Source organism: Pseudomonas svalbardensis, assembly GCF_030053115.1.
Lineage (GTDB): Bacteria > Pseudomonadota > Gammaproteobacteria > Pseudomonadales > Pseudomonadaceae > Aquipseudomonas > Aquipseudomonas svalbardensis.
In genome coordinates this window covers 5,181,374-5,203,083 of sequence record NZ_CP125619.1, presented here as the reverse complement: position 1 = coordinate 5,203,083, position 21,710 = coordinate 5,181,374, and the positions used below count along the sequence as shown (strand labels likewise).

20 protein-coding genes are annotated in these 21,710 nt (G+C 59.3%); 12 read left to right on the top strand and 8 right to left on the bottom strand.

Going from position 1 to position 21,710, the window contains the following annotated elements; all coding sequences use genetic code 11:
* The first annotated feature begins 5 nt into the window (after positions 1-5).
* The 9 genes from murD (at position 6) to lpxC (ending at position 10,482) form a co-directional block, all read left to right on the top strand.
* Entirely contained in the window at positions 6-1,352 is a 1,347-nt protein-coding gene (gene murD / locus QFX16_RS23950; RefSeq protein ID WP_283181603.1) for a UDP-N-acetylmuramoyl-L-alanine--D-glutamate ligase, read from the top strand.
* Positions 1,349-2,566, top strand: a complete 1,218-nt coding sequence (ftsW, locus tag QFX16_RS23945) for a putative lipid II flippase FtsW (RefSeq protein ID WP_095130486.1) — start codon at positions 1,349-1,351, stop codon at positions 2,564-2,566. Before murD ends, ftsW begins: the two co-directional genes overlap by 4 nt.
* Positions 2,556-3,626, top strand: coding sequence for an undecaprenyldiphospho-muramoylpentapeptide beta-N-acetylglucosaminyltransferase (gene murG, locus QFX16_RS23940; RefSeq protein ID WP_046048250.1), 1,071 nt, complete (start codon positions 2,556-2,558; stop codon positions 3,624-3,626). Before ftsW ends, murG begins: the two co-directional genes overlap by 11 nt.
* Entirely contained in the window at positions 3,619-5,079 is a 1,461-nt protein-coding gene (gene murC / locus QFX16_RS23935) for a UDP-N-acetylmuramate--L-alanine ligase (RefSeq protein WP_283181602.1), read from the top strand. The genes murG and murC overlap by 8 nt, the downstream gene beginning before the upstream one ends.
* Positions 5,076-6,044 (top strand): D-alanine--D-alanine ligase, encoded by a 969-nt coding sequence (locus tag QFX16_RS23930; RefSeq protein ID WP_283181601.1) that lies wholly within the window; start codon positions 5,076-5,078, stop codon positions 6,042-6,044. Before murC ends, QFX16_RS23930 begins: the two co-directional genes overlap by 4 nt.
* Positions 6,045-6,048: 4 nt before the next feature.
* Positions 6,049-6,918, top strand: coding sequence for a cell division protein FtsQ/DivIB (locus QFX16_RS23925; RefSeq protein WP_008147517.1), 870 nt, complete (start codon positions 6,049-6,051; stop codon positions 6,916-6,918).
* A gap of 15 nt (positions 6,919-6,933) precedes the next feature.
* The gene (gene ftsA / locus QFX16_RS23920) at positions 6,934-8,193 is read left to right on the top strand and encodes a cell division protein FtsA (protein ID WP_033061341.1); all 1,260 of its coding nucleotides are present in this window, start codon (positions 6,934-6,936) and stop codon (positions 8,191-8,193) included.
* A gap of 71 nt (positions 8,194-8,264) precedes the next feature.
* Complete coding sequence (gene ftsZ / locus QFX16_RS23915) at positions 8,265-9,458, top strand: cell division protein FtsZ (protein ID WP_074880059.1); 1,194 nt, start codon at positions 8,265-8,267, stop codon at positions 9,456-9,458.
* Positions 9,459-9,570: 112 nt separating this feature from the next.
* Positions 9,571-10,482: a UDP-3-O-acyl-N-acetylglucosamine deacetylase gene (lpxC, locus tag QFX16_RS23910; RefSeq protein ID WP_283181600.1), complete on the top strand. Its 912-nt coding sequence runs from the start codon at positions 9,571-9,573 to the stop codon at positions 10,480-10,482.
* Positions 10,483-10,576: 94 nt separating this feature from the next.
* On the opposite strand, the gene QFX16_RS23905 is transcribed toward lpxC, so the two are convergent.
* From QFX16_RS23905 to QFX16_RS23895, 3 genes are all read right to left on the bottom strand, one after another.
* On the bottom strand, positions 10,577-12,073 hold the full coding sequence (locus QFX16_RS23905; protein WP_283181599.1) for a sensor domain-containing diguanylate cyclase: 1,497 nt from the start codon (positions 12,071-12,073) through the stop codon (positions 10,577-10,579).
* A gap of 147 nt (positions 12,074-12,220) precedes the next feature.
* Entirely contained in the window at positions 12,221-13,540 is a 1,320-nt protein-coding gene (locus QFX16_RS23900; RefSeq protein WP_283181598.1) for an OprD family porin, read from the bottom strand.
* Between the two features lie 194 nt (positions 13,541-13,734).
* Positions 13,735-13,959 carry a hypothetical protein gene (locus tag QFX16_RS23895; protein WP_283181597.1) on the bottom strand — a complete coding sequence of 75 codons (225 nt, stop codon included), beginning with the start codon at positions 13,957-13,959 and terminating at the stop codon, positions 13,735-13,737.
* 354 nt (positions 13,960-14,313) lie between these two features.
* Between QFX16_RS23895 and QFX16_RS23890 the strand changes: the two genes are divergently transcribed.
* Positions 14,314-14,571 carry a hypothetical protein gene (locus tag QFX16_RS23890; protein WP_008147542.1) on the top strand — a complete coding sequence of 86 codons (258 nt, stop codon included), beginning with the start codon at positions 14,314-14,316 and terminating at the stop codon, positions 14,569-14,571.
* Between the two features lie 142 nt (positions 14,572-14,713).
* Positions 14,714-15,853, top strand: a complete 1,140-nt coding sequence (locus QFX16_RS23885; RefSeq protein WP_283181596.1) for a transporter substrate-binding domain-containing protein — start codon at positions 14,714-14,716, stop codon at positions 15,851-15,853.
* A 60-nt stretch (positions 15,854-15,913) separates the two neighbouring features.
* Here QFX16_RS23885 and QFX16_RS23880 read toward each other — a convergent pair whose 3' ends face one another.
* The 4 genes from QFX16_RS23880 to QFX16_RS23865 all read right to left on the bottom strand — a co-directional run bounded on the left by QFX16_RS23880 (position 15,914) and on the right by QFX16_RS23865 (position 18,505).
* Positions 15,914-16,663 carry a YkgJ family cysteine cluster protein gene (locus QFX16_RS23880; protein WP_283181595.1) on the bottom strand — a complete coding sequence of 250 codons (750 nt, stop codon included), beginning with the start codon at positions 16,661-16,663 and terminating at the stop codon, positions 15,914-15,916.
* Between the two features lie 83 nt (positions 16,664-16,746).
* Entirely contained in the window at positions 16,747-17,073 is a 327-nt protein-coding gene (locus QFX16_RS23875; RefSeq protein WP_283181594.1) for a hypothetical protein, read from the bottom strand.
* A 43-nt stretch (positions 17,074-17,116) separates the two neighbouring features.
* Positions 17,117-17,575: a GNAT family N-acetyltransferase gene (locus QFX16_RS23870; protein ID WP_283181593.1), complete on the bottom strand. Its 459-nt coding sequence runs from the start codon at positions 17,573-17,575 to the stop codon at positions 17,117-17,119.
* Positions 17,576-17,602: 27 nt separating this feature from the next.
* Positions 17,603-18,505, bottom strand: a complete 903-nt coding sequence (locus QFX16_RS23865; protein WP_008147551.1) for a chemotaxis protein CheV — start codon at positions 18,503-18,505, stop codon at positions 17,603-17,605.
* A 257-nt stretch (positions 18,506-18,762) separates the two neighbouring features.
* Here QFX16_RS23865 and QFX16_RS23860 point away from each other — a divergent pair, with 257 nt between their 5' ends.
* Positions 18,763-19,821 carry an IS110 family RNA-guided transposase gene (locus QFX16_RS23860; RefSeq protein WP_283184626.1) on the top strand — a complete coding sequence of 353 codons (1,059 nt, stop codon included), beginning with the start codon at positions 18,763-18,765 and terminating at the stop codon, positions 19,819-19,821.
* A gap of 270 nt (positions 19,822-20,091) precedes the next feature.
* Here the strand turns inward: QFX16_RS23860 and norR are convergent, their stop codons facing one another.
* A complete protein-coding gene (norR, locus tag QFX16_RS23855; RefSeq protein WP_283181592.1) occupies positions 20,092-21,642 on the bottom strand; it encodes a nitric oxide reductase transcriptional regulator NorR in 1,551 nt (516 codons plus the stop codon).
* Positions 21,643-21,710 lie beyond the last annotated feature (68 nt).

The following is a 21,710-nucleotide window of genomic DNA, read 5'->3' as shown; positions in this document are numbered from 1 at the left end:
AACGAGTGTCTCTGATCGCTTCTGACCACTTCCGCATCGTTGTCGGCCTCGGCAAGAGCGGCATGTCCCTGGTTCGCTTCCTGGCGAACCGGGGCACGTCGTTTGCTGTCGCCGACACGCGGGAAAATCCACCGGAACTGGCCACGCTCAAGCGTGACTATCCGCACGTGGAAGTGCGTTGTGGCGAGCTGGACGTCGAATTCCTGTGCCGCGCCGACGAGCTCTACGTGAGCCCCGGCCTGGCGCTGGCGACCCCGGCCCTGCAGGCTGCCGCCGCCCGTGGCGTGAAATTGTCCGGTGACATCGAGCTGTTCGCGCGTAACGCGAAGGCGCCGATTGTCGCCATCAGCGGTTCCAACGCGAAAAGCACCGTCACCACATTGGTGGGCGAGATGGCTGCAGCGGCCGGCAAGCGTGTCGCTGTTGGCGGCAACCTCGGCACGCCAGCGCTGGACCTGCTCAGCGACGACGTCGAGCTGTACGTGATGGAACTGTCGAGTTTCCAACTCGAAACCACCGATCAACTCAACGCCGAAGTGGCGACCGTGCTCAACGTCAGCGAAGACCACATGGACCGCTACAGCGGTCTGCCGGCCTATCACCTGGCCAAGCACCGGATCTTCCGGGGTGCCAAGCAGTTTGTAGTCAACCGTCAGGATGCCCTGAGCCGTCCGCTGATGGGCGAAGGTCAGCCGTGCTGGACTTTCGGTTTGAGCAAGCCCGATTTCAAGGCATTCGGTATCCGCGAAGAAGACGGCGAGAAGTACCTGGCCTTCGAATTCCAGAACCTGATGCCGGTGCGCGAGTTGAAAATTCGCGGCGCCCACAACCAGTCCAATGCTCTGGCGGCATTGGCGCTGGGGCACGCGGTCGGCTTGCCGTTCGATGCCATGCTCTCGAGCCTGCGTACCTTTGCCGGGCTTGAGCATCGCTGCCAGTGGGTCCGTGACCTGAATGGCGTGAGCTACTACAACGATTCCAAAGCCACCAACGTCGGTGCCGCACTGGCTGCCATCGAAGGCCTGGGCGCGGACATCGACGGCAAACTCGTGCTGATCGCCGGTGGCGACGGCAAGGGTGCCGAGTTCAAGGACCTGCGTGATCCGGTGACGGCCAACTGCCGCGCCGTGGTGTTGATGGGCCGCGACTCCGAGCTGATCGCTCAGGCCATCGGCGATGCCGTGCCACTGATTCGCGTCAACTCGCTGGTCGAAGCGGTCGAGCAATGCCGCGCCATCGCAGAAAAGGGCGACGCGGTGCTGCTGTCCCCGGCCTGCGCCAGTTTCGACATGTTCAAGAATTACGAAGACCGTGGTCACCAGTTCGTCCGCGCTGTGGAGGATCTGGTATGAGCCTGATGAACATCATCAAGCCCTATCCGTCGCCGATCATCACCGGGCGCGGCATCGACCTCGACTTCCCGATGCTCGCCGGCTGCCTGGCGTTGATCGGCCTCGGGCTGGTCATGATTGCATCGGCCTCGACCGAAGTGGCTGCGGTGCAGTCGGGCAGTGCCCTGTATTACATGATTCGCCACCTTATTTACATCGTGCTGGGCCTGGGTGCCTGCATCGTCACCATGATGATTCCGATCGCCACCTGGCAACGCCTGGGCTGGCTGATGCTGATTGGTGCGTTCGGTTTGCTGGTGATGGTGATCATCCCGGGGATCGGTCGTGAAGTGAACGGTTCGATGCGCTGGATCGGCTTCAGTTTCTTCAACGTTCAGCCGTCGGAAATCGCCAAGGTCTTTGTCGTTATTTACCTGGCCGGTTACCTGGTGCGTCGCCAGAAAGAAGTGCGTGAAAGCTGGATGGGCTTCTTCAAGCCGTTCATCGTTCTGCTGCCAATGGCGGGTCTGTTGCTGATGGAGCCGGACTTCGGCGCCACGGTCGTGATGATGGGGGCTGCTGCTGCAATGCTGTTCCTCGGCGGGGTCGGGCTGTTCCGTTTTTCCTTGATGGTTGTCCTGGCGGTCGCGGCGGTGGTGTTGTTGATTCAAGTGCAGCCGTATCGAATGGCGCGCCTGACCAACTTTGCGGATCCGTGGGCCGACCAGTTCGGTGCTGGCTATCAGTTGTCTCAAGCGTTGATCGCTTTTGGTCGCGGCGAATGGCTGGGCGTTGGCCTGGGCAACAGCGTGCAGAAACAGTTCTACCTGCCGGAAGCCCACACCGACTTCGTGTTCTCGGTCCTGGCCGAAGAGTTGGGTGCTGTGGGTTCTTTGTGCACGGTGGCGCTGTTCGTCTTTGTCTGTATTCGTGGCATGTACATCGGTTATTGGGCCGAGAAGGCCAAGCAATTTTTCGCCGCCTACATCGCGTACGGCTTGTCGTTCCTGTGGATTGGTCAGTTCCTGATCAACATCGGGGTGAACGTCGGGTTGTTGCCAACCAAAGGTCTGACCCTGCCGTTCCTCAGTTATGGCGGCAGTTCGTTGGTGATCTGCTGTGCCTGTCTCGGCTTGTTGCTGCGCATTGAATGGGAAAGTCGAACCCACTTGGGCAGCGAAGAGATGGAGTTCCATGAGAGCGACTTCGCCGAGGAGCCGACCCATGGGCGCTAACGTATTGATCATGGCCGGCGGCACCGGTGGCCACGTGTTCCCGGCGCTGGCCTGTGCTCGCGAATTCCAGGCCCGTGGTTACACCGTGCATTGGCTCGGGACCCCGCGCGGCATTGAGAACGATCTGGTTCCAGTGGCCGGCATCGAACTGCATCGAATCAATGCCAGCGGTCTGCGCGGCAAGGGCAAATTGTCCCTGCTCAAGGCGCCGTTCATGTTGCTCAAATCCATCTGGCAGGCGCGGGCGATCATTCGTCAGCTGCGGCCGGTGTGTGTCGTCGGCTTTGGTGGTTATGTGACCGGTCCTGGTGGCGTTGCAGCCAAACTGGCCGGCGTGCCGGTGATCGTTCATGAGCAGAACGCCGTGGCCGGTACCGCCAATCGGTTGCTGGTGCCGTTGGCCGCCCGAGTCTGTGAAGCGTTCCCCGACACCTTTACCCTGTCGGGCAGCCGTCGGACCACCGGTAACCCGGTGCGCACCGAGCTGTTCCTCGAAACACCGCGACAGGCGCTGGCCGGTCGCAAGGCGCGTTTGCTGATCCTGGGTGGAAGCCTGGGCGCAGAACCGTTGAACAAGTTGCTGCCTGAAGCCCTGTCGCAAGTCGCCCCCGACCTGCGCCCGGAAGTGTTTCATCAGGCCGGCAAAAACCACGATGAAGTGACTGCAGAGCGCTATCGCGCGGCTGGCGTCGAGGCGCAAGTGCAGCCTTTCATCAAAGACATGGCCCAAGCCTATGGCTGGGCCGACCTGGTGGTGTGCCGTGCAGGCGCGCTGACCATCAGTGAACTGGCTGCCGCCGGTCTGCCCTCGATGCTGGTGCCTTTGCCCCATGCGATCGACGATCACCAGACCCGCAACGCCGATTATTTGGCCCGTGAAGGCGCTGCCTTCCTGATGCCGCAAAGAACGACTGGCGCAGCGGATCTTGCCGCACGCCTGACAGAGGTCTTGATGCAACCACAACGACTGACCGACATGGCCACCGCGGCACGCCGCCTGGCCAAACCCGATGCAACCCGTAACGTGGTCGATACCTGCCTGGAGGTGGCCCATGGTTGAGAATCAGAAAGCCATGCCGCAACCGGAAATGCGCCGCATCCGTCGCATCCACTTCGTCGGAATCGGCGGCGTGGGCATGTGCGGTATCGCCGAAGTGTTGTTGAACCTGGGCTATGAAGTGTCCGGTTCCGACCTGAAAGCTTCGCCGGTGACAGAGCGTCTCGAGTCCTTCGGCGCCCAGATCTTTATCGGCCACCGCGCCGAGAACGCCGCGAACGCCGATGTGCTGGTTACCTCCAGTGCCGTGAACACGTCCAACCCGGAAGTCGCCACCGCCCTGGAACGCCGCATTCCGGTGGTGCCTCGCGCTGAAATGCTGGCTGAGCTGATGCGCTACCGCCACGGCATCGCCGTCGCCGGTACCCATGGCAAAACCACCACCACCAGCCTGATCGCTTCGGTGTTTGCCGCCGGTGGCCTGGACCCGACATTCGTGATCGGTGGCCGTCTGAATGCCGCGGGCACTAATGCTCAACTTGGCACCAGCCGTTACCTGATCGCTGAAGCTGACGAAAGCGACGCCAGCTTCCTGCACTTGCAGCCGCTGGTGGCCGTGGTCACCAACATCGACGCCGACCACATGGCGACCTACGACGGTGACTTCAATAAACTGAAGAAAACCTTCGTCGAATTCCTGCACAACCTGCCGTTCTACGGTCTGGCGGTGGTGTGCCTGGACGATCCGGTGGTGCGTGAAATCCTGCCGCAGGTGAAACGTCCGACGGTCACTTACGGCTTCGGCGACGACTGCGATGTACGCGCAATCAATGTGCGCCAGCAGGGCATGCAGACCTTCTTCACCGTGCTGCGTCCTGATCGCGATCCGCTGGATGTCTCGGTGAACATGCCGGGCAACCACAACGTGTTGAACGCACTGGCAACCATCTGCATCGCCACCGACGAGGGCGTCAGCGATGAAGCCATCGTCCAGGGCCTGTCCGGGTTCCAGGGTGTCGGCCGACGCTTCCAGGTCTACGGCGAACTGCCGGTAGAAGGTGGCAGCGTGATGCTGGTCGACGACTACGGTCACCACCCGACCGAAGTCGCCGCGGTCATCAAAGCCGTGCGCGGTGGCTGGCCGGAACGCCGTCTGGTGATGGTCTACCAGCCGCACCGTTACAGCCGGACCCGCGACCTGTACGACGATTTCGTCAATGTATTGGCCGACGCCAACGTCCTCCTGCTGATGGAAGTCTACCCGGCCGGTGAAGAACCGATCCCGGGCGCCGACAGCCGCAAGCTGTGCAACAGCATCCGCCAGCGCGGTCAGCTCGACCCGATCTACATCGAGCGCGGTGTTGACCTCGCGCCGGTGGTCAAGCCGCTGCTGCGTGCTGGCGACATCCTGCTGTGTCAGGGCGCCGGTGACATCGGTGGTCTCGCACCGAAACTGTTGAAAAGTCCGTTGTTCGCAGGCGCCGTTGCTGCGCCGAGTGTGGGGAAGTTGAAATGACTGCTGCTTACGCCAACCTCGTCTCCACCCTCTTGCCGAAAGATTTCGGTCGCGTCGCCGTGCTCTTCGGCGGCAAGAGTGCCGAGCGTGAGGTTTCCCTGAAGTCGGGTAACGCGGTTCTCGACGCGCTGCTAAGCGCCGGTGTGGACGCGTTTGGTCTCGACGTGGGCGATGATCTTTTGCAGCGTCTGCTGAACGAAAAAATCGACCGCGCCTTCATCATTCTCCACGGTCGTGGCGGTGAAGACGGCAGCATGCAGGGCCTGCTGGAATGCTTGGGTATTCCGTACACCGGCAGCGGCATTCTGGCCTCGGCCCTGGCCATGGACAAGCTGCGCACCAAACAGGTCTGGCACAGCCTCGGTATTCCGACGCCACGCCATGCCGTGCTGAGCAGCGAGGCCGATTGTATTTCGGCGGCGACGGAACTGGGCTTCCCTTTGATCGTCAAACCGGCCCATGAAGGTTCAAGTATCGGGATGGCCAAAGTGACCTCCGCGTCGGAGTTGATCGACGCGTGGAAAGCGGCCAGTACCTACGATTCGCAAGTGTTGGTCGAGCAATGGATTCAAGGTCCGGAGTTCACCATCGCCACCCTGCGTGACCAGGTGTTGCCACCGATCGCCCTGGGCACGACGCACAGTTTCTACGACTACGACGCCAAGTACGTGGCTTCCGATACTCAGTACCGGATTCCGTGTGGCCTGGACAGCAGCAAAGAAAAAGAACTGATGGACCTCACGGCGAAAGCCTGTGAGGCGCTGGGTATCGCCGGTTGGGGCAGGGCTGACGTGATGCAGGACGCCGACGGGCAGTTCTGGTTCCTGGAAGTCAACACCGCACCGGGCATGACCGATCACAGTCTGGTGCCGATGGCGGCTCGTGCTGCCGGTCTGGATTTCCAGCAACTGGTTCTGGCGATTTTGGCCGCCAGCATTGCCGGCAATAACGAGCCGCGAGGTTAAGACCATGCAAGGCGCACAGCTGAGACATCAGCCCTCCGCACCACCCGGCCGCAAGCCGGTGCCGCGGGGTGCCAGCCGAATGGTGGCCAAAGAGCCGATGTCTGCGCGCCTGCCGAAAGCCAATTTTGGTTTTCTGAAATCCTTGTTCTGGCCGGTGCTGTTGGTCGCACTGGGTTTCGGCACTTACGAAGGCGCGCAGCGTTTGTTGCCGTACGCCGACCGGCCGATCACCAAGATCAACGTGCAGGGCGACTTGAGTTACATCAGCCAGCAAGCGGTGCAGCAGCGGATCGCTCCATACGTGGCGTCGAGCTTCTTCACCATCGACCTGGCGAGCATGCGCACCGAGCTTGAAACGATGCCGTGGATTGCCCACGCCGAAGTGCGTCGGGTGTGGCCGGATCAAGTGGTGATCCGCCTGGAAGAACAACTGCCGGTGGCCCGTTGGGGCGATGAATCGCTGTTGAACAACCAGGGGCAGGCGTTCACCCCGCGAGAGCTGGCGAACTACGAACACTTGCCACAGCTGTTCGGCCCACAACGGGCCCAACAGCAAGTGATGCAGCAATACCAGGTGCTGAGCCAGATGCTCAGGCCGTTGGGCTTCTCGATTGCACGCCTGGAATTGCGTGATCGAGGCAGCTGGTTCCTGACCACCGGCGCCGGCAGCGCGGGCCCGGGAATCGAACTGTTGCTGGGACGCGGCAACCTGCTGGAAAAGATGCGCCGCTTCATTGCCATCTATGACAAGACGCTTAAAGAACAGATTACGAACATTGCGCGCATCGATCTGCGCTACGCCAACGGCCTCGCTGTTGGCTGGCGGGAACCTGTAGCGCCCACGACAGCCCAACCCGCTGTCGCGAAGAATTAAGAAGAGGCAGGACCCATGGCAAACGTGCAAAGCGGCAAAATGATCGTCGGTCTCGATATCGGCACCTCCAAGGTGGTGGCGCTGGTCGGCGAGGTCTCGGACGACGGCACGCTGGAAATCGTCGGGATCGGTACCCATCCGTCTCGTGGCCTGAAAAAAGGCGTGGTGGTGAACATTGAGTCCACCGTGCAATCGATCCAGCGCGCGATCGAAGAGGCGCAGCTGATGGCTGGTTGCCGCATTCACTCGGCGTTCGTCGGCGTGGCTGGCAATCATATCCGCAGCCTGAACTCTCACGGCATCGTGGCGATTCGTGATCGCGAAGTCAGCTCCGCCGACCTCGAGCGCGTGCTCGACGCCGCCCAGGCCGTGGCAATCCCGGCTGACCAGCGCGTGCTGCACACCCTGCCGCAGGATTACGTGATCGATAACCAGGAAGGTGTTCGTGAGCCGCTGGGCATGTCGGGCGTACGTCTGGAAGCCAAGGTTCACGTAGTCACCTGCGCCGTCAACGCCGCACAGAACATTGAAAAATGCGTGCGTCGCTGCGGCCTGGAAATCGACGACATCATTCTCGAGCAACTGGCTTCGGCCTACTCGGTTCTGACCGACGACGAGAAAGAACTGGGCGTGTGCCTGGTGGACATTGGTGGCGGCACCACCGACATTGCGATTTTCACCGAAGGCGCGATCCGTCACACCGCGGTCATCCCGATTGCGGGCGATCAGGTGACCAACGACATCGCCATGGCGTTGCGCACTCCGACCCAGTACGCCGAAGAAATCAAGATTCGCTACGCCTGCGCCCTGGCCAAACTGGCCGGTGCCGGTGAAACCATCAAGGTTCCAAGCGTCGGCGACCGTCCACCGCGCGAGCTGTCCCGTCAGGCCCTGGCCGAAGTGGTCGAGCCGCGTTACGACGAGCTGTTCACGCTGATCCAGGCCGAGCTGCGTCGCAGTGGCTACGAAGACCTGATCCCGGCCGGCATCGTGCTGACCGGTGGTACGTCGAAGATGGAAGGCGCAGTCGAACTGGCCGAAGAAATCTTCCACATGCCGGTCCGCCTGGGCGTGCCGCATGGCGTCAAGGGCCTGGACGATGTGGTCCGCAACCCGATTTATTCCACCGGCGTTGGCCTGTTGATGTACGGCCTGCAGAAGCAGTCCGACGGGATTTCGTTCTCGGGCATCAGCAGCCGCGACAGCTACAGCAATGAAGAACCGAAAGTCGCCTTGCTCGATCGCTTCAAGAGCTGGGTACAAGGCAACTTCTAAAGATTTACCGCAGCACCGTTGTAGATACAGGCAGTAGGCGAAAAAACTAGAGAAATGAAAGGAGAGGGAAAATGTTCGAACTCGTAGACAACATCCCCGCAAGCCCGGTAATTAAAGTTATCGGTGTTGGCGGAGGCGGCGGCAACGCCGTCAACCACATGGTCAAGAGCAACATTGAAGGCGTTGAATTCATCTGCGCCAACACTGATGCCCAGGCGCTGAAATCCATCGGCGCGCGGACCATCCTGCAACTGGGCACCGGCGTGACCAAAGGTCTCGGCGCTGGCGCCAACCCTGAAGTAGGTCGTCAGGCCGCTCTCGAAGATCGTGAGCGCATTGCCGAAGTCCTGCAGGGCACCAATATGGTGTTCATCACCACTGGCATGGGCGGTGGTACCGGTACCGGTGCTGCGCCGATCATTGCTGAAGTGGCCAAGGAAATGGGGATTCTCACCGTTGCGGTGGTGACTCGTCCGTTCCCGTTCGAAGGCCGCAAGCGCATGCAGATTGCCGATGAAGGCATCCGTCTGCTGTCTGAAAGCGTCGACTCGTTGATCACCATTCCCAACGAGAAGCTGCTGACCATCCTTGGCAAGGACGCGAGCCTGCTGTCCGCATTCGCCAAGGCCGACGATGTACTGGCCGGTGCCGTTCGCGGTATCTCCGACATCATCAAGCGTCCGGGCATGATCAACGTCGACTTTGCCGACGTACGGACCGTGATGAGCGAAATGGGCATGGCGATGATGGGCACTGGCTGCGCCAGCGGTCCGAACCGTGCACGTGAGGCCACCGAAGCGGCCATTCGCAACCCGTTGCTGGAAGACGTGAACCTGCAAGGTGCACGCGGCATCCTGGTGAACATCACCGCCGGTCCTGACCTGTCTCTGGGTGAGTACTCCGACGTGGGTAGCATCATCGAAGCCTTTGCTTCCGAACACGCAATGGTCAAGGTCGGTACCGTTATTGATCCGGACATGCGCGACGAGCTGCACGTGACCGTGGTTGCTACTGGTCTGGGCGCGAAAATCGAGAAGCCTGTAAAGGTCATCGACAACACCATGCACACGTCCGTGGCATCGCAACCGCAACAGCAAGCGTCTTCGCGTCAGGAAGCGCCTGCGGTAAACTACCGTGACCTGGACCGTCCGACCGTCATGCGCAACCAGGCTCAAGCCGGTGCTGCGACTGCCGCGAAGATGAATCCGCAAGATGATCTGGACTACCTGGACATTCCGGCTTTCCTGCGTCGTCAGGCCGATTAATGGAATGTATCAGGGCTATGAAGGTGATTGGTGTTCAGCAAAGGTCTGGTCTGCTATCATCGCCAGCCTTTGTTGATACCAGTTCGCAATTTGCGCTGAAGCGGCCCAAGCCATGATTAAACAACGCACACTGAAAAATATTATCCGTGCTACAGGTGTAGGCCTGCACTCCGGGGAGAAGGTATACCTGACCCTCAAGCCCGCACCTATCGACACCGGCATTGTGTTTGTTCGTGCCGATCTCGACCCTGTGGTGCAGATTCCTGCCCGCGCGGAAAACGTTGGTGAAACCACGATGTCGACCACATTGGTCAGTGGTGACACCAAAGTGGATACGGTGGAGCACTTGCTCTCGGCCATGGCTGGCCTGGGCATCGATAACGCCTACGTCGAGCTCTCCGCGTCTGAAGTTCCGATCATGGATGGTAGCGCTGGACCTTTCGTATTCCTGATCCAATCGGCCGGCCTGGAAGAACAGGACGCTGCCAAGAAGTTCATCCGGATCCTGCGGGAAGTGACAGTGGAAGACGGCGACAAGCGCGCCACTTTCGTCCCTTTCGAAGGTTTCAAAGTGAGCTTCGAGATCGATTTCGATCACCCGGTTTTCCGTGACCGCACACAAAGTGCAAGCGTGGATTTTTCCAGCACTTCGTTTGTAAAAGAAGTCAGCCGCGCCCGTACCTTTGGTTTCATGAGTGATATCGAGTACCTGCGCAAGCACAACCTCGCACTCGGCGGCAGCGTTGAAAACGCTATTGTGGTCGACGCGGATGGTGTACTGAACGAAGATGGCCTTCGCTATGAAGACGAATTCGTGAAGCACAAGATCCTCGATGCAATTGGTGACCTCTACCTGCTGGGCAATAGCCTGATTGGTGAGTTCAAGGGCTTCAAGTCCGGACATGCATTGAACAACCAGCTGCTGCGCAAGTTGATTGAGCAGACAGATGCTTGGGAAGTCGTGACTTTCGATGACGCCAGCACTGCACCGATCTCTTACATGCGTCCAGTTGCGGCCGTGTAAGTAAAAAACCTCTCTAGTTTTTTAAAGGCTGCCTTCGGGTGGCCTTTTTTTATACCTGATCGGTCCCACGCAGAGCGTGGAAACGATCAAATCCTCAGTCAGCAGCAACCACCCGGTTACGCCCACGTTCCTTGGCCTGATACAACGCCTTGTCCGCTGCGAACAGCAGTTGTTCCAAGCTGATCTCGGCAGCTGTGGTCCAGGTACTGATACCGATACTGACAGTAATCGGCGACTCGGCACCTGCCACCAGCGGTAATTGCTCGACTGTCGCTCGGATGTGTTCGGCAATCTGTTGCGCACCCTGGCTGTCGGTTTCCGCGAGAATCACCGAAAACTCTTCGCCGCCGTAACGGGCGACCAGATCCGCTGGTCGCCTCACATTGTCGGAGATCACCTTGGCCACCGAGCGCAACGCATCATCGCCACCCTGATGACCATGACGATCGTTGAAGGCCTTGAAGTGGTCGGCATCAATCATCAGCAGCGACAATGGCTGGCCGGAACGTTGAGCGCGGAACCACTCATGACGCAGGACCTGATCCAGCGTTCGGCGGTTGGCTAGGCCGGTCAAGGCATCGGTGGCGGCCAGTTGCGCCAGTTCCTGTTCGGCGTTGTGGCGCAGGCGCAGTTCCCGGCTGAGCAGCCAAGTCAGCCAGAGCAAGCTGATGCACAGCGCAATAGTCGCAACGCTAACCACCACCGCCGTGCGCTTCCACGAGGCAAACACTTCATCACTGGACAGTGCAACGATGACGATCAACGGCAAGTTGCCTACCTTGGAGAACGTGTACAGGCGTTTGTCCTTATAGCGGCTTGAAACACCGGTGAAGCTGCCGTTGCCTTCTTTGACGATGCGCTGGAAGTTGGGGCGGCTGCTGAAGTCCTTGCCAATCAGCTCTTCGGCCAAGCGTGGTTCCTGAGCCAGAAGAATCCCGTCCGAGCTGATCAGGTTGACCGAGCTGTCACGACCGATGCTCAAGCTGTTGAACAGCTGATCGAAATAACTCAAGCGCATGGCGGCTTCGGCCACGCCAAGAAATTCACCCTGTGAGCCGCTGATCCGGCGACTGAAGCTGATTCGCCATTCATGTTCAGCCTGCCTGGACCGGAAGGGACGGCTGATGAGCATGTTCGGATCACGATTGTTTACGTGCGACTGGAAGTATTCGCGGTCAGCAAAATTGCCCTTTCTGGGCTCTACCGAGGCCGAGTCGGCGATCACGTCGCCCTTGTTGTCCAGCAACAAAATGTCGCCCTTGTACGGCGCGGCAGTGGCACGGTCAAACAAGGCCAGATGGCGGATGGCAGGGGAAACGCTCTTGAGGTCTTCACGCTGCGAGGCTGCGATCAAGCCGAGCAAGGACAGGTCATAGAGTTCGACGTTGCGTAACACGTCTGCGTCGATCAATTGCACGATATTGGTTGCTGCGCGAGTGGCAGACTGTTCAGCATCGGCGCGTTCGCGAATGAGCAGGAACGCCACGATGCTTAGTATCGCAATCACCAGCAGCAAACTGCCAAGAACCAGAAGCCGCTCCGATCGCGTCGACCGGATCGGATGGTGAGATGTTGCACTGCTCACACTCATGGTTCTGACTTCTGCTAATGAGGCGTTATGAAAGTGTTTTGCAAGACTCAGGCAGAATCCCAGAAACCGTTTGCGTTCGGAGCGCCTGTATAAATCCCGGATAAAAAAAAGGCCAGCAAAACATGCTGGCCTTTTACTTATTGAAGCTTAGAAGACATTGAGCGGGTAGTCGACGATCACCCGGTATTCATCGGTGTCCTGATCCAGCGCGCCGTAGCCGTTGCCGCCACGGTTGGTCGCCCATTGAAGGCGCAGCGCCAGGTTTTTGGCCTTGCCGCCCTGAACCACATACTTGAGATCAATGTCGCGTTCCCAGTGCTTGGCGTTTTTGCCATCAGCGCTGTACCACGAGGCATAACCGGGGCTGTCCGGATCGACCTTGGTCAGGTCCAGTTCACCTCGGGAGTAAGAGACCGCCGAGGTCAGGCCGGGCAGGCCGAGCCCGACAAAGTCGTAGGCGTACTTGAGTTTCCAGGAGCGTTCGTTCGGGCCGTTGAAGTCCGAATACTGCTGGGAATTGTCGAGATAGACGCTGTCGCCCTGGCTGATGTAGTCGAACGGCGTGTCGCCGTTGACCCGCTGATACGCGGCGGTGACGCTGTGATTGCCCACGCCGACGGTGAAATGCAGGCTGTACGTGTTGTTGTCGATGTTACCCAGCAGCGCATTGCCGGTGTCTTGCGTGTGATAGGCGTGCAGACCCGGGTTGAGGCTGACCAGATCATTCAGCGCGTAGGTGTAGTCCAGATCGTAGTAATACTGGTTCCAGATGTCCTTGAGCTCGGAAGCATAAAGACTGCTGGTCAACCCCGGCAGACCGCTCCAGGCGACACCGGCCCAGTTCAGGTGCCGGCTTTCGTCACCGTCGGCCAGGCTGCCGTAGGACGTGCCGATTCGGGTGTGTCCGCTCTGGTTGTAAGGCTTGGTGAAACTTGCCTGGCCACCTTCAATCATCCAGCCGTCGAAACTGTGGTTGGTCAGGCTGACGCCGCGAAAGGTCTGAGGCAACATGCGGGTTTCGCCGCCGGCGATCACCGGGTTGGTGAGAAACAAGTCACCGGCCTTCAGTTCGGTATCGAAGGCACGCACTTTCAGCGTAACGCCCGCCGTCGAGAAAGAGCCCGGCGCTTTACCGTTGCCATCGCTGACCGGCAGGATGCTCGAATTATCAGTGCCGCCACCGCCGTCGAGCTTGAGCCCGAGCATGGCGTGGGCATCAACGCCGAAACCGACGGTGCCTTGGGTGTAGCCCGATTCGAAGAGGCCTAGGAAACCCTGGCCCCATTCAATGTTGTCGTCCGTCTGCTGCAGGCGGTTGCGGTTCATGTAGTAGTTACGGGCGTTGAGGTTGAGGCTCGAGCCTTCAACGAAACCTTCGGCGTTTGAGTCGTCTGCGGCGTGAGCAGCAGGAACCACCGTTGCAGCGATTGCAATGAATAACGGGCTGAATCTAAGAGGGAAACGCACTAGCAGTAAAGCTCCTTGGGTCAACTAAGAGCCTCATTGTTTTGAGACTCAGGATGTTTCTTGTTAGGGAAGACGAACTGAAGCTGTTTAAAACCACAACGAAAAAAAGCCGCTGATAGCAGCGGCTTTGTCTACAACTTTTCAAAGGGAAGAGCCGATGAAAAGTGTCGAGGGAACAGAGTGATACTTGGCAATCAGCTGTCTTTCTCAATCCGTGACTGGGCTTGAGTGGTCGACGCTTGAGGGGTTTGCGCAGCTTCCTGAGCCTTGGCCGTCATTTCGCTCTGATTCTGTTTGAATGCAGCAGCGCGTGCGGAATTTTGCGCGACGAACGTCTGCGACTCTTCAGCCATGGCGAACGGAGACAGAAACAAAGAGGACAAAACGAAAGCGCTGGCAATACCCATAGTGTTGGACATCTTTAAAACCTTCTTGCTTGGCAAGTGCTGTTTGGTGCGGCAAAGATAAGGGGGATTGGAGAGGGGAAAAAGAGCGGATTCATGAAAGGACTGTTGCGTGGGAGGTAAGAGTTGTGCAGCACCTGTGCCGACGTAAGTAGCGTTCAGTCAGGTTGACCGCGTTATCGTTCTTCGCTTGGACCGTAGGAGCGAGCGATGCGGCGACCCGACTTGCCCGCGAAGGCGTCAGGCCGTCAATACAAAACCCGACGGACTCGCTTGCGGCTTGAAGCTTGCTGCTTCCGACACAGGTATACTGCCGCCTTTCGCGGCTCGCTGACCGGGCCCGACTCTATGGCATCACCCGGAGCTTTCATGACTTCCCCGACACAACCGCCGGTTGCCGACGCTTTGAGCGACGACCAGGCAGACCTGCCAGACAGCGTCGACTCCAGCGCAGACAGCGAAACCAAAGCCGAGATCCCTGCGTTCAAATTCCCGTTCAAGCCGGGCGACCTGGCTGCCGCAAAGAACGCCAGCCAGCCTTGGTACAAGAACGGCGCCAAGAACGGCCATACCAAGACCCCGGGCGCAGCGCCACCCGGCACTCGTCGCTCAATGGGTAAACGCTGACTGTCAGGCGTTTTGTTGACCGGTAATTGTTCCTCCTGTCATTGAGATTATTCCCACAAGGATGAGCGATTCGCCCTCTGGGAAAGTCGGCGGCCACTCGTCAAAGATTCATACCCCTGAATTTTTGATGAAGGCCGCCAAAATGTCTCTTGTAAAAACCCTCTCTCTACTGTCGCTGGTGGTCCTGACCACTGGCTGCATGTCGTCTGCGCCCGATCCGCAGATCCGTTTCGGTGTCGAAGCCCTGGTTCCACCGTTCGAGAGTCGTAACGACAAGGGTGAGCTGGTCGGATTGAATATCGAGTTGGGCGATGCACTGTGTGCCGAACTCAAATCCCGCTGTGTCTGGGTTGATCAGGATTACGCGACCAACATTCACGCCCTCGAATCCAACCTTTTCGACGTGATCATGCCGATGACGGCAACATCGGCGCGTCGAGAGCGGGTCGATTTCACCGATAATCTTTACCCCCTGAGTAGCCGTCTGGTGGCGCGCAAAGGGGCGAATCTTCAACCGGATGTGCAATCGCTCAAGGGCAAGCGTGTCGGCGTCCTGACAGGCACCAGCCGCGAAGCGTTCGCCAAGTCCCGTTGGGCCCCGGCCGGAGTGACGATTCGCAGTTTCGCTCTCAACAATCAACTGGTCGACAGCCTGCTGGTGGGTGATATCGATGCAACCCTGCAAGACTCCATTGAAATTACCCAAGCGTTATTAAGCCTGCCCCAAGGGCAAGCTTTCGAGTTTGCCGGTGCCCCTCTCAAGGACCCCATGCTGGGCAGTGGCGTGGCCATGGCTGTGCGAAAAACCGACACCCTGCTGCGCGATAAATTGAATGCGGCGCTTGAGCGTCTTAAGCAAAATGGCCAGTACCAGGCGATTACCCAGCGTTATTTGCCACCCGCAGCACCAGACTCACCACGCTACTTTCCGAATGAGGAAGGTCTGCCATTCTCCGATGCGGTGCAGGTCGGCGAGACCCTTTACTTTTCCGGGGTGATCGGCCTCGGGGCTGATGGTGAACTGGTGAAGGGCGGCATCGGCCCGCAGACGACCCAGGCCATGGAGAACTTGCGTACCGCGCTGCAACGCAACGGTTCGTCCCTGGCTCAAGTGGCCAAATGCACGGTCATCCTTGCCGACATAAGGGATTTTTCCGCCATGAGTGCTGTGTATCGCAGTTTCTTTCCGGCGGATCGTTTGCCCGCACGTACGACGTTTGCTGGCAAGTTGGTCGAGAACGCGCGAGTAGAAGTGGAATGTCTGGCGGTGACGGCCAGCTAACCCTCTTGACGACGAATCACTGCGAAACGGGATTGCGCAGTGGTTCCGAAGTCTTGCGTCTTAGGCTGCCCGCAACGAAATGAACGCGTAATTCTCGGGAGCATCAGTCGCCACGTGCGCCCCGGCCGCCTGCACTTGCCCGGCAATGTCCTCGCCCGACACATGAAACAACCAGTCAGCGCCTGACCCGGCCACAGGCTGCGTCGCAACTTGGTCGATGACCCTCGCAAACGCCGTCATGTCTGGCAGATAAGCAGTAAAGCCATCGCCCTTCAGTGCTGTAGTCCGAATCCCCAACAACGCGCAAATCGCATCCTTGGTCCGAATGTCATCGCGATCCGCCTGACGGGAGCGCTGGATTAATCCCACCAGTTCCTGATCCACCAATTCACCACCCACAATCAGATCCGGTCCCTTTTCCCACGACTCGGGAGGACATTCCTTCACGGCAATGTTCAGGGGGATGTGTGGATTGATTTCCATCGGGTAGATGCGGCACACCAGCGGCCGGCGTTCGTAGATGCGGCAGAGGTTGTCTTCGTCAAGATTCCGGCAAGGACCGACGTTGTAGGCGGCAAAGGTAATGGCTATGTGCGCCTCGGATGCGCCGCTTCGAACCCTCACCGAACGGCGTTCGGCGTGTTCGCGTTGCTGCACTGGCAGGCCCAGGCCATTGCCCAGGAAACCTTCCACCAGCACGATCACCTGACCGCCATCGGCCGCCCACATTCGGGCTTCGGGCAGGGTCAGGGGCACGTGGTGGTCATTGCAGCATTTGCCACAGCCTACGCAGGAAAACGTCGTATTCATTGAACGGCCAGTCGCATAAAAGGACATGAAACGGCGACAGAATGCCGCCGCAAAGGCCGCTATCGAAGCAAGTTATGCGCCAGTCACTGCGCCTTGGTGGTGGGGCGGATGGAGTCCCATTCGGTGACGTAAGCGGTTTTGCTTTTCTTGTTGTAGAGACACAGTTCGGTGCCTTGCTGGCCTTTCATGTGTTTTTGCGGGTATTGGCCTTGCAACAGCAGTGCGGTGTAGCCAACCCGGTCATCGAACTGCGCGGCGTTGCCGACGGGTTTGGCATTCTTCAAGCCGCTGGCCTTGGTGCAACTGGCGAGCACCGCTTTGTCGTAGGCGGCCCAGGCGTCGGGGCTGGAGGCATGGGCCTGGGTAGCGAGGGCGGCGAGACAGAGGAGGGTAAGGGTCGAGGCTTTCATGTGCTGGCATCCTTGGGCGGGTATTGACCAAGGTCTGAGTATGTCAGGCCGGAACCGGTTCCCGGCGGATCACACGCATTCCGGCGTTTTCATACAAACGCTGCGCCCGAAGGTTGTCTTCCAGCACCTTCAAATCCACAAAACCTTCGTGTCGTTGCTGAAATATCTTGAAAGCATGTAGCAGCAACGCGCGTCCTAATCCTTGCCCTTGAGCCCGTGGATGCACCACCAGGTTTTTGATATAGGCGCTGGTCCAGCACTGGCAGACGCCGACGATACCTTCGGTATCCAGAGCAATAAAGCACAGACTCGGATCATATTCAGGATCGGTTTCAAAACGCTGTTGCCAGACGTCGAGTGCCGGCACGCGACCGCCACCTTGCTGATAGCCCAGTTCCATTAAACGATGAACGGCTTCAGCCAGAACGGGGCGGTAGTCGCTGAGGACGATTCCCTGAGGCCAAGTGATCGCAGGCACAACGTCAGCGAGGTTGCGCCGCATCAAAAAGCAGAAGTCCTTGCTCAAGCCTCAATGACCTTGTTCAGCGACAGCCTTGGCTGCTTCGATCAGGCACTTGGTCAGTTCTGGCGAGGAGAACTTGGTCAGCACCGCGTTCGCGCCGGCAAGACGGGCCTTTTCGCTATTCATCGCGCTGTCCAAAGAGGTGTGCAGCAGCACATAGAGGTGCGAGAAGTCCGGGGTTTCGCGCAGGGTTCGGGTAAATGCGTAACCGTCCATCTCCGACATTTCGATGTCCGAGACGATCAGGTTGATCTGCTGGGCCGTGCCTTGCAGGTCCAGCAGGCAGTCGATGGCTTCCTTTGCGCTGCGGGCGGTGTGGCATTGCAGGCCGAGGTTGCGCAGGGTGTGCACCGATTGCTGCAGCGCCACCTGGCTGTCATCGACCACCAGAATCCGTGCGTTGCCGAGTACTTCGGCGTCTTCCATGCTCAGTTCGGTCGGGGCCGTTTCGATCTGCGCCGGGGCGATGCCATGAATCACTTTTTCGATGTCCAGCACCTGTACCAACGTGCCGTCGACCGAGGTCACGCCAGTAATGTACGAGCGCACGCCGCCAGAGCCAAAGGGCGGCGGACGGATGTCGGTGGTCAGGCAGTGGACGATCTTGCTCACGGCTTGAACGTGCAAACCCTGCTTGGAGCGGCTGACATCGGTGACGATCAGGCAGCCACCGTTCGGGTCTTCCAGCGGTCGTTCGCCGATGGCACGGCTGAGGTCGATCACCGACAACGAGGCACCGCGCAGGGTGGCGATGCCTTTGACGTGGGGATGTGACTCCGGCAGCTTGGTCAGCGGCGGGCAGGGAATGATTTCACTGACTTTCAGCAGGTTGATCGCCATCAGCTTGCCGCTGCGCAAGGTAAACAGCAGAAGCGAAAGTGAGTCTGCGCGGGCTTTGTTTGAAGACATAAAAACCTTCTGTGGAAAAAGGTGATGGGCGACCGCGAGGATCGCCAACAGCTATCGATGCCGGGTTATCGACTTGTTGCGGGCAGGCTTTAGGGGTATTCCGTCGCCAGACCATTGAGTGCGATCCCTGTAATTGGATGGACTCGCCCAAGCCGAGGCGTCAATGCGCCACGGTGGCAGTCTAAACAGCCAACGACAGCGAGGGCGAGTCCATGAAAAAGCATACTTCGATTGATCAATTCCTGTCTTCTTCCGATTTGTCGGCCTGCACAACCGTGGCGGTCGATCTGGCCAAGCAGGTCTTTCAGGTCGCCGGTGAAGACGTCCTCGGCCAGGTGCACTACGAGCAACGGATCAAGTCGCGCGAGGCGTTTTATGAGTTTCTACGCCAGTTGCCGCCTCATGTCGTGGTTCTGATGGAGACCGGCCCGGGTGCTCAAGCCTGGGCCCGGCAGCTGCAAGACCAAGGCAATCTGGCGCGGATTCTTCCAGCCGGCTTGGTGACCACACATCGCAGCGGGCCTAAAAATGATCGCAACGATGCGCTGGCGATCCTGCGGGCTGGTCGCGATGAAAAGATCTGCGCAGTGCCGGTCAAAAGCGTTGCGGCGCTGGCAATGCAGGCGTTGCATCGCGCCCGCCAGGGCTATGTGCGTCGACGCACGGCGGTGAGTAATCAGATGCGCGGCCTGCTGCTCGAGCATGGCGTGGCCTTGGCGCAGGGCGATGTTGCGATCAGCCAGAAAATTCCGCGGGTACTGGAAGATGCCACCCAGCCGGTGCCGGGTCTGCTGCGTGAACTGATCGACGAACTGTTGGCCGAGTGGCGCCATTTGGGCGAACGCATCAGCGTGCTGACGGGGCGCCTCGAAGTGGCCGCCAACGCCGACATGACGGCGAAGCGACTGATGACTGTGCGCGGCATCGGCCCAGTCACTGCCACGGCACTGGTGGCCAAGGAAACCAAGCCTGAGCGATTTCCCAATGCCCGCAAGTTTGCCGCGTACTTTGGCATGGTGCCTGACCAGCACAGCAGCGGGCAGACGGTCCGGCTGGGGGACATGACCAAGCGAGGCGATGTTTATTTACGCAGCCTGATGATCCAGGGAGCCCATGCGGTACTGCAACAACTACGACCTGATTCCCAGCAACCCGATGACCGCCGCTTGTTGCGCTGGATGAGCCGACTGGGCCGTAAGGAGGCTGCGGTCAGGTTAGCCAACCGCAACCTGCGAATCGTCTGGGTGCTTCTACAGAATGACCAGACTTATCGTCGCCAGGCTGGTGATGGCCGGCAAGCGACGATGAGCCACTGAGCGACAGAGTTCTGCCACCGAGGTACTAACTGTCCGGCCCTTTGCTGAAAAAAAATTGACCCCAGGTAAGACCGGCGTGGATTGATGCCTTAGCTGCTACTGGCCTTCGAGGCCTGACTGTAATCGGCATACCACGAGCTCTTCCAATTTTGGCCAGAAGCCGAAGACGGCTTCCTCGAATAGGCCTAATACATAGATGCAACGGGGCGGCAGTTTTTTTAAAAGCGGGTAGACAGTGGGGGCGAGTCCATCCAATTACAAGGGATCGCGTTATTTCATGCCCAGGCGTTTGGCCATTCGCCCAAGATTCGCCCGATCCAAGCCTAGCTCACGCGCCGCACTCGCCCAATTGTTTTGGTGCCGTTCCAGACAGGCGTCGATCAGTCGACGCTGATAATCCTCGGTCGCTGCCCGCAAGTCTCCCGAGACCAAAGCAGCAGGGCTGACAGGGGCTGGCTCGGTTGCAAGCTCAACGCTGCCAGTGGGCAGATCCAGATCCGCCGCGCTCAAACTCAGAATCTTCGGCCGTTCCTTGCAATTACCCAGCGCCTTCAAGGCACTTCGGCCAATCAAATGCTCCAGCTCCCGCACATTTCCCGGCCATGTATACGCCAGCAATGCAACCTGCGCATCGCTGTTCAGGCGCAGGCTGTTGAGGCCCATGCGTGAACGGTTTTGCTCCAGAAAATAGCCGCTGAGCAGCAGCACATCCCGCCCACGGTCACGCAGCGCTGGCACCAGCAACGGATAAACGCTCAGGCGGTGATAGAAGTCGGCACGGTAACGGCCGCTGCGCACTTCCTCCGCCAGGTCGCGATTGGTCGCGGCGATCAGCCGTACGTCCACCTGATGTTCTTTATCCGACCCCAATCGCTGCAGCTGACCGCTTTGCAGGACTCGCAGCAATTTGGCCTGGACGGTCAGGGACAGCTCACCGACCTCATCGAGAAACAGCGTGCCGCCATTGGCCAGTTCAAACTTGCCGCGCCGATCGTTCATCGCGCCGGTGAAGGCACCGCGGACGTGGCCGAACAATTCGCTCTCCACCAGCGTATCCGGCAGCGCGGCACAGTTGAGGCTGATGATCGGCTTGTCGGCCCGGGGCGATGCGGCGTGGATGGCTTGGGCGACCAGTTCCTTGCCGACCCCGGTTTCGCCGGTGATCAGCACGGTAAGATCGCTGCCGCCCACCAGATTGATTTCTTCCACCAGCCGTTTGTGGGCCTTGCTCTGGCCAATCATCTCGCGGTTCTGCTGGCCGCTGGCTTGTCGGTAAACCTCGGCGCGCTGATGTTCGTCTTCGACACGATTGGCCAGGCGTTCGATGCGCTCGGCGGCGTTGACGGTGGCGGCGGCGAGGCTGGCGAAGGCTTCCAGGGCGTCCAGTTCGATCGGTTCGAAGCGCTCCGGATCGAGTGCGTCGAGGGTCAGCAAACCCCACGGACGCTCGTCGATAAACAGCGGGCAGCCCATGCAGTCGTGGACTTCCAGATGATCGTCAAGGCCATCGACCAGTCCGTCGTAAGGGTCGGGCAAGTCGCTGTCGGCGGCGAAACGGGTCGGGCCGGGGCTGCTGAGCAGCGCTTCGAAGCGCGGGTGTTCGCTGACTTTGAAGCGTCGGCCTAGGGTGTCGGTGCTCAACCCGTCGACGGCCAGCGGCACCAGCCATTCGCCATCAAGGCGCAGCAGGGCAGCAGCATCGCACGGGAGCAAGGCGCGCATGGCTTCGAGCAAGCGCCGATAACGCTCGCCTTCGGGGAGTTCGCGGGACAGGTCGGCGACCAGTGGAAGCAGGGTGGTTAGCAAGGCTTTTGCAGTCATAGTGACTCCATGTAGTCGGTATGACTATAAGTCAGTGTGTGTCGATATGACTATAAAGAACTTAACTG

Coding starts and splice junctions, on each gene's coding strand:
- QFX16_RS23865 (WP_008147551.1), bottom strand. CDS start 18,505: ATGTCTTCAAACAAAGCCCGCGCAGACTCACTTTCGCTTCTGCTGTTT.
- lpxC (WP_283181600.1), top strand. CDS start 9,571: ATGATTAAACAACGCACACTGAAAAATATTATCCGTGCTACAGGTGTA.
- murG (WP_046048250.1), top strand. CDS start 2,556: ATGGGCGCTAACGTATTGATCATGGCCGGCGGCACCGGTGGCCACGTG.
- QFX16_RS23930 (WP_283181601.1), top strand. CDS start 5,076: ATGACTGCTGCTTACGCCAACCTCGTCTCCACCCTCTTGCCGAAAGAT.
- ftsZ (WP_074880059.1), top strand. CDS start 8,265: ATGTTCGAACTCGTAGACAACATCCCCGCAAGCCCGGTAATTAAAGTT.
- QFX16_RS23875 (WP_283181594.1), bottom strand. CDS start 17,073: ATGAAAGCCTCGACCCTTACCCTCCTCTGTCTCGCCGCCCTCGCTACC.
- QFX16_RS23885 (WP_283181596.1), top strand. CDS start 14,714: ATGTCTCTTGTAAAAACCCTCTCTCTACTGTCGCTGGTGGTCCTGACC.
- QFX16_RS23895 (WP_283181597.1), bottom strand. CDS start 13,959: ATGTCCAACACTATGGGTATTGCCAGCGCTTTCGTTTTGTCCTCTTTG.
- QFX16_RS23905 (WP_283181599.1), bottom strand. CDS start 12,073: ATGAGTGTGAGCAGTGCAACATCTCACCATCCGATCCGGTCGACGCGA.
- ftsA (WP_033061341.1), top strand. CDS start 6,934: ATGGCAAACGTGCAAAGCGGCAAAATGATCGTCGGTCTCGATATCGGC.
- norR (WP_283181592.1), bottom strand. CDS start 21,642: ATGACTGCAAAAGCCTTGCTAACCACCCTGCTTCCACTGGTCGCCGAC.
- QFX16_RS23925 (WP_008147517.1), top strand. CDS start 6,049: ATGCAAGGCGCACAGCTGAGACATCAGCCCTCCGCACCACCCGGCCGC.
- QFX16_RS23890 (WP_008147542.1), top strand. CDS start 14,314: ATGACTTCCCCGACACAACCGCCGGTTGCCGACGCTTTGAGCGACGAC.
- QFX16_RS23870 (WP_283181593.1), bottom strand. CDS start 17,575: ATGCGGCGCAACCTCGCTGACGTTGTGCCTGCGATCACTTGGCCTCAG.
- murC (WP_283181602.1), top strand. CDS start 3,619: ATGGTTGAGAATCAGAAAGCCATGCCGCAACCGGAAATGCGCCGCATC.
- ftsW (WP_095130486.1), top strand. CDS start 1,349: ATGAGCCTGATGAACATCATCAAGCCCTATCCGTCGCCGATCATCACC.
- QFX16_RS23880 (WP_283181595.1), bottom strand. CDS start 16,663: ATGAATACGACGTTTTCCTGCGTAGGCTGTGGCAAATGCTGCAATGAC.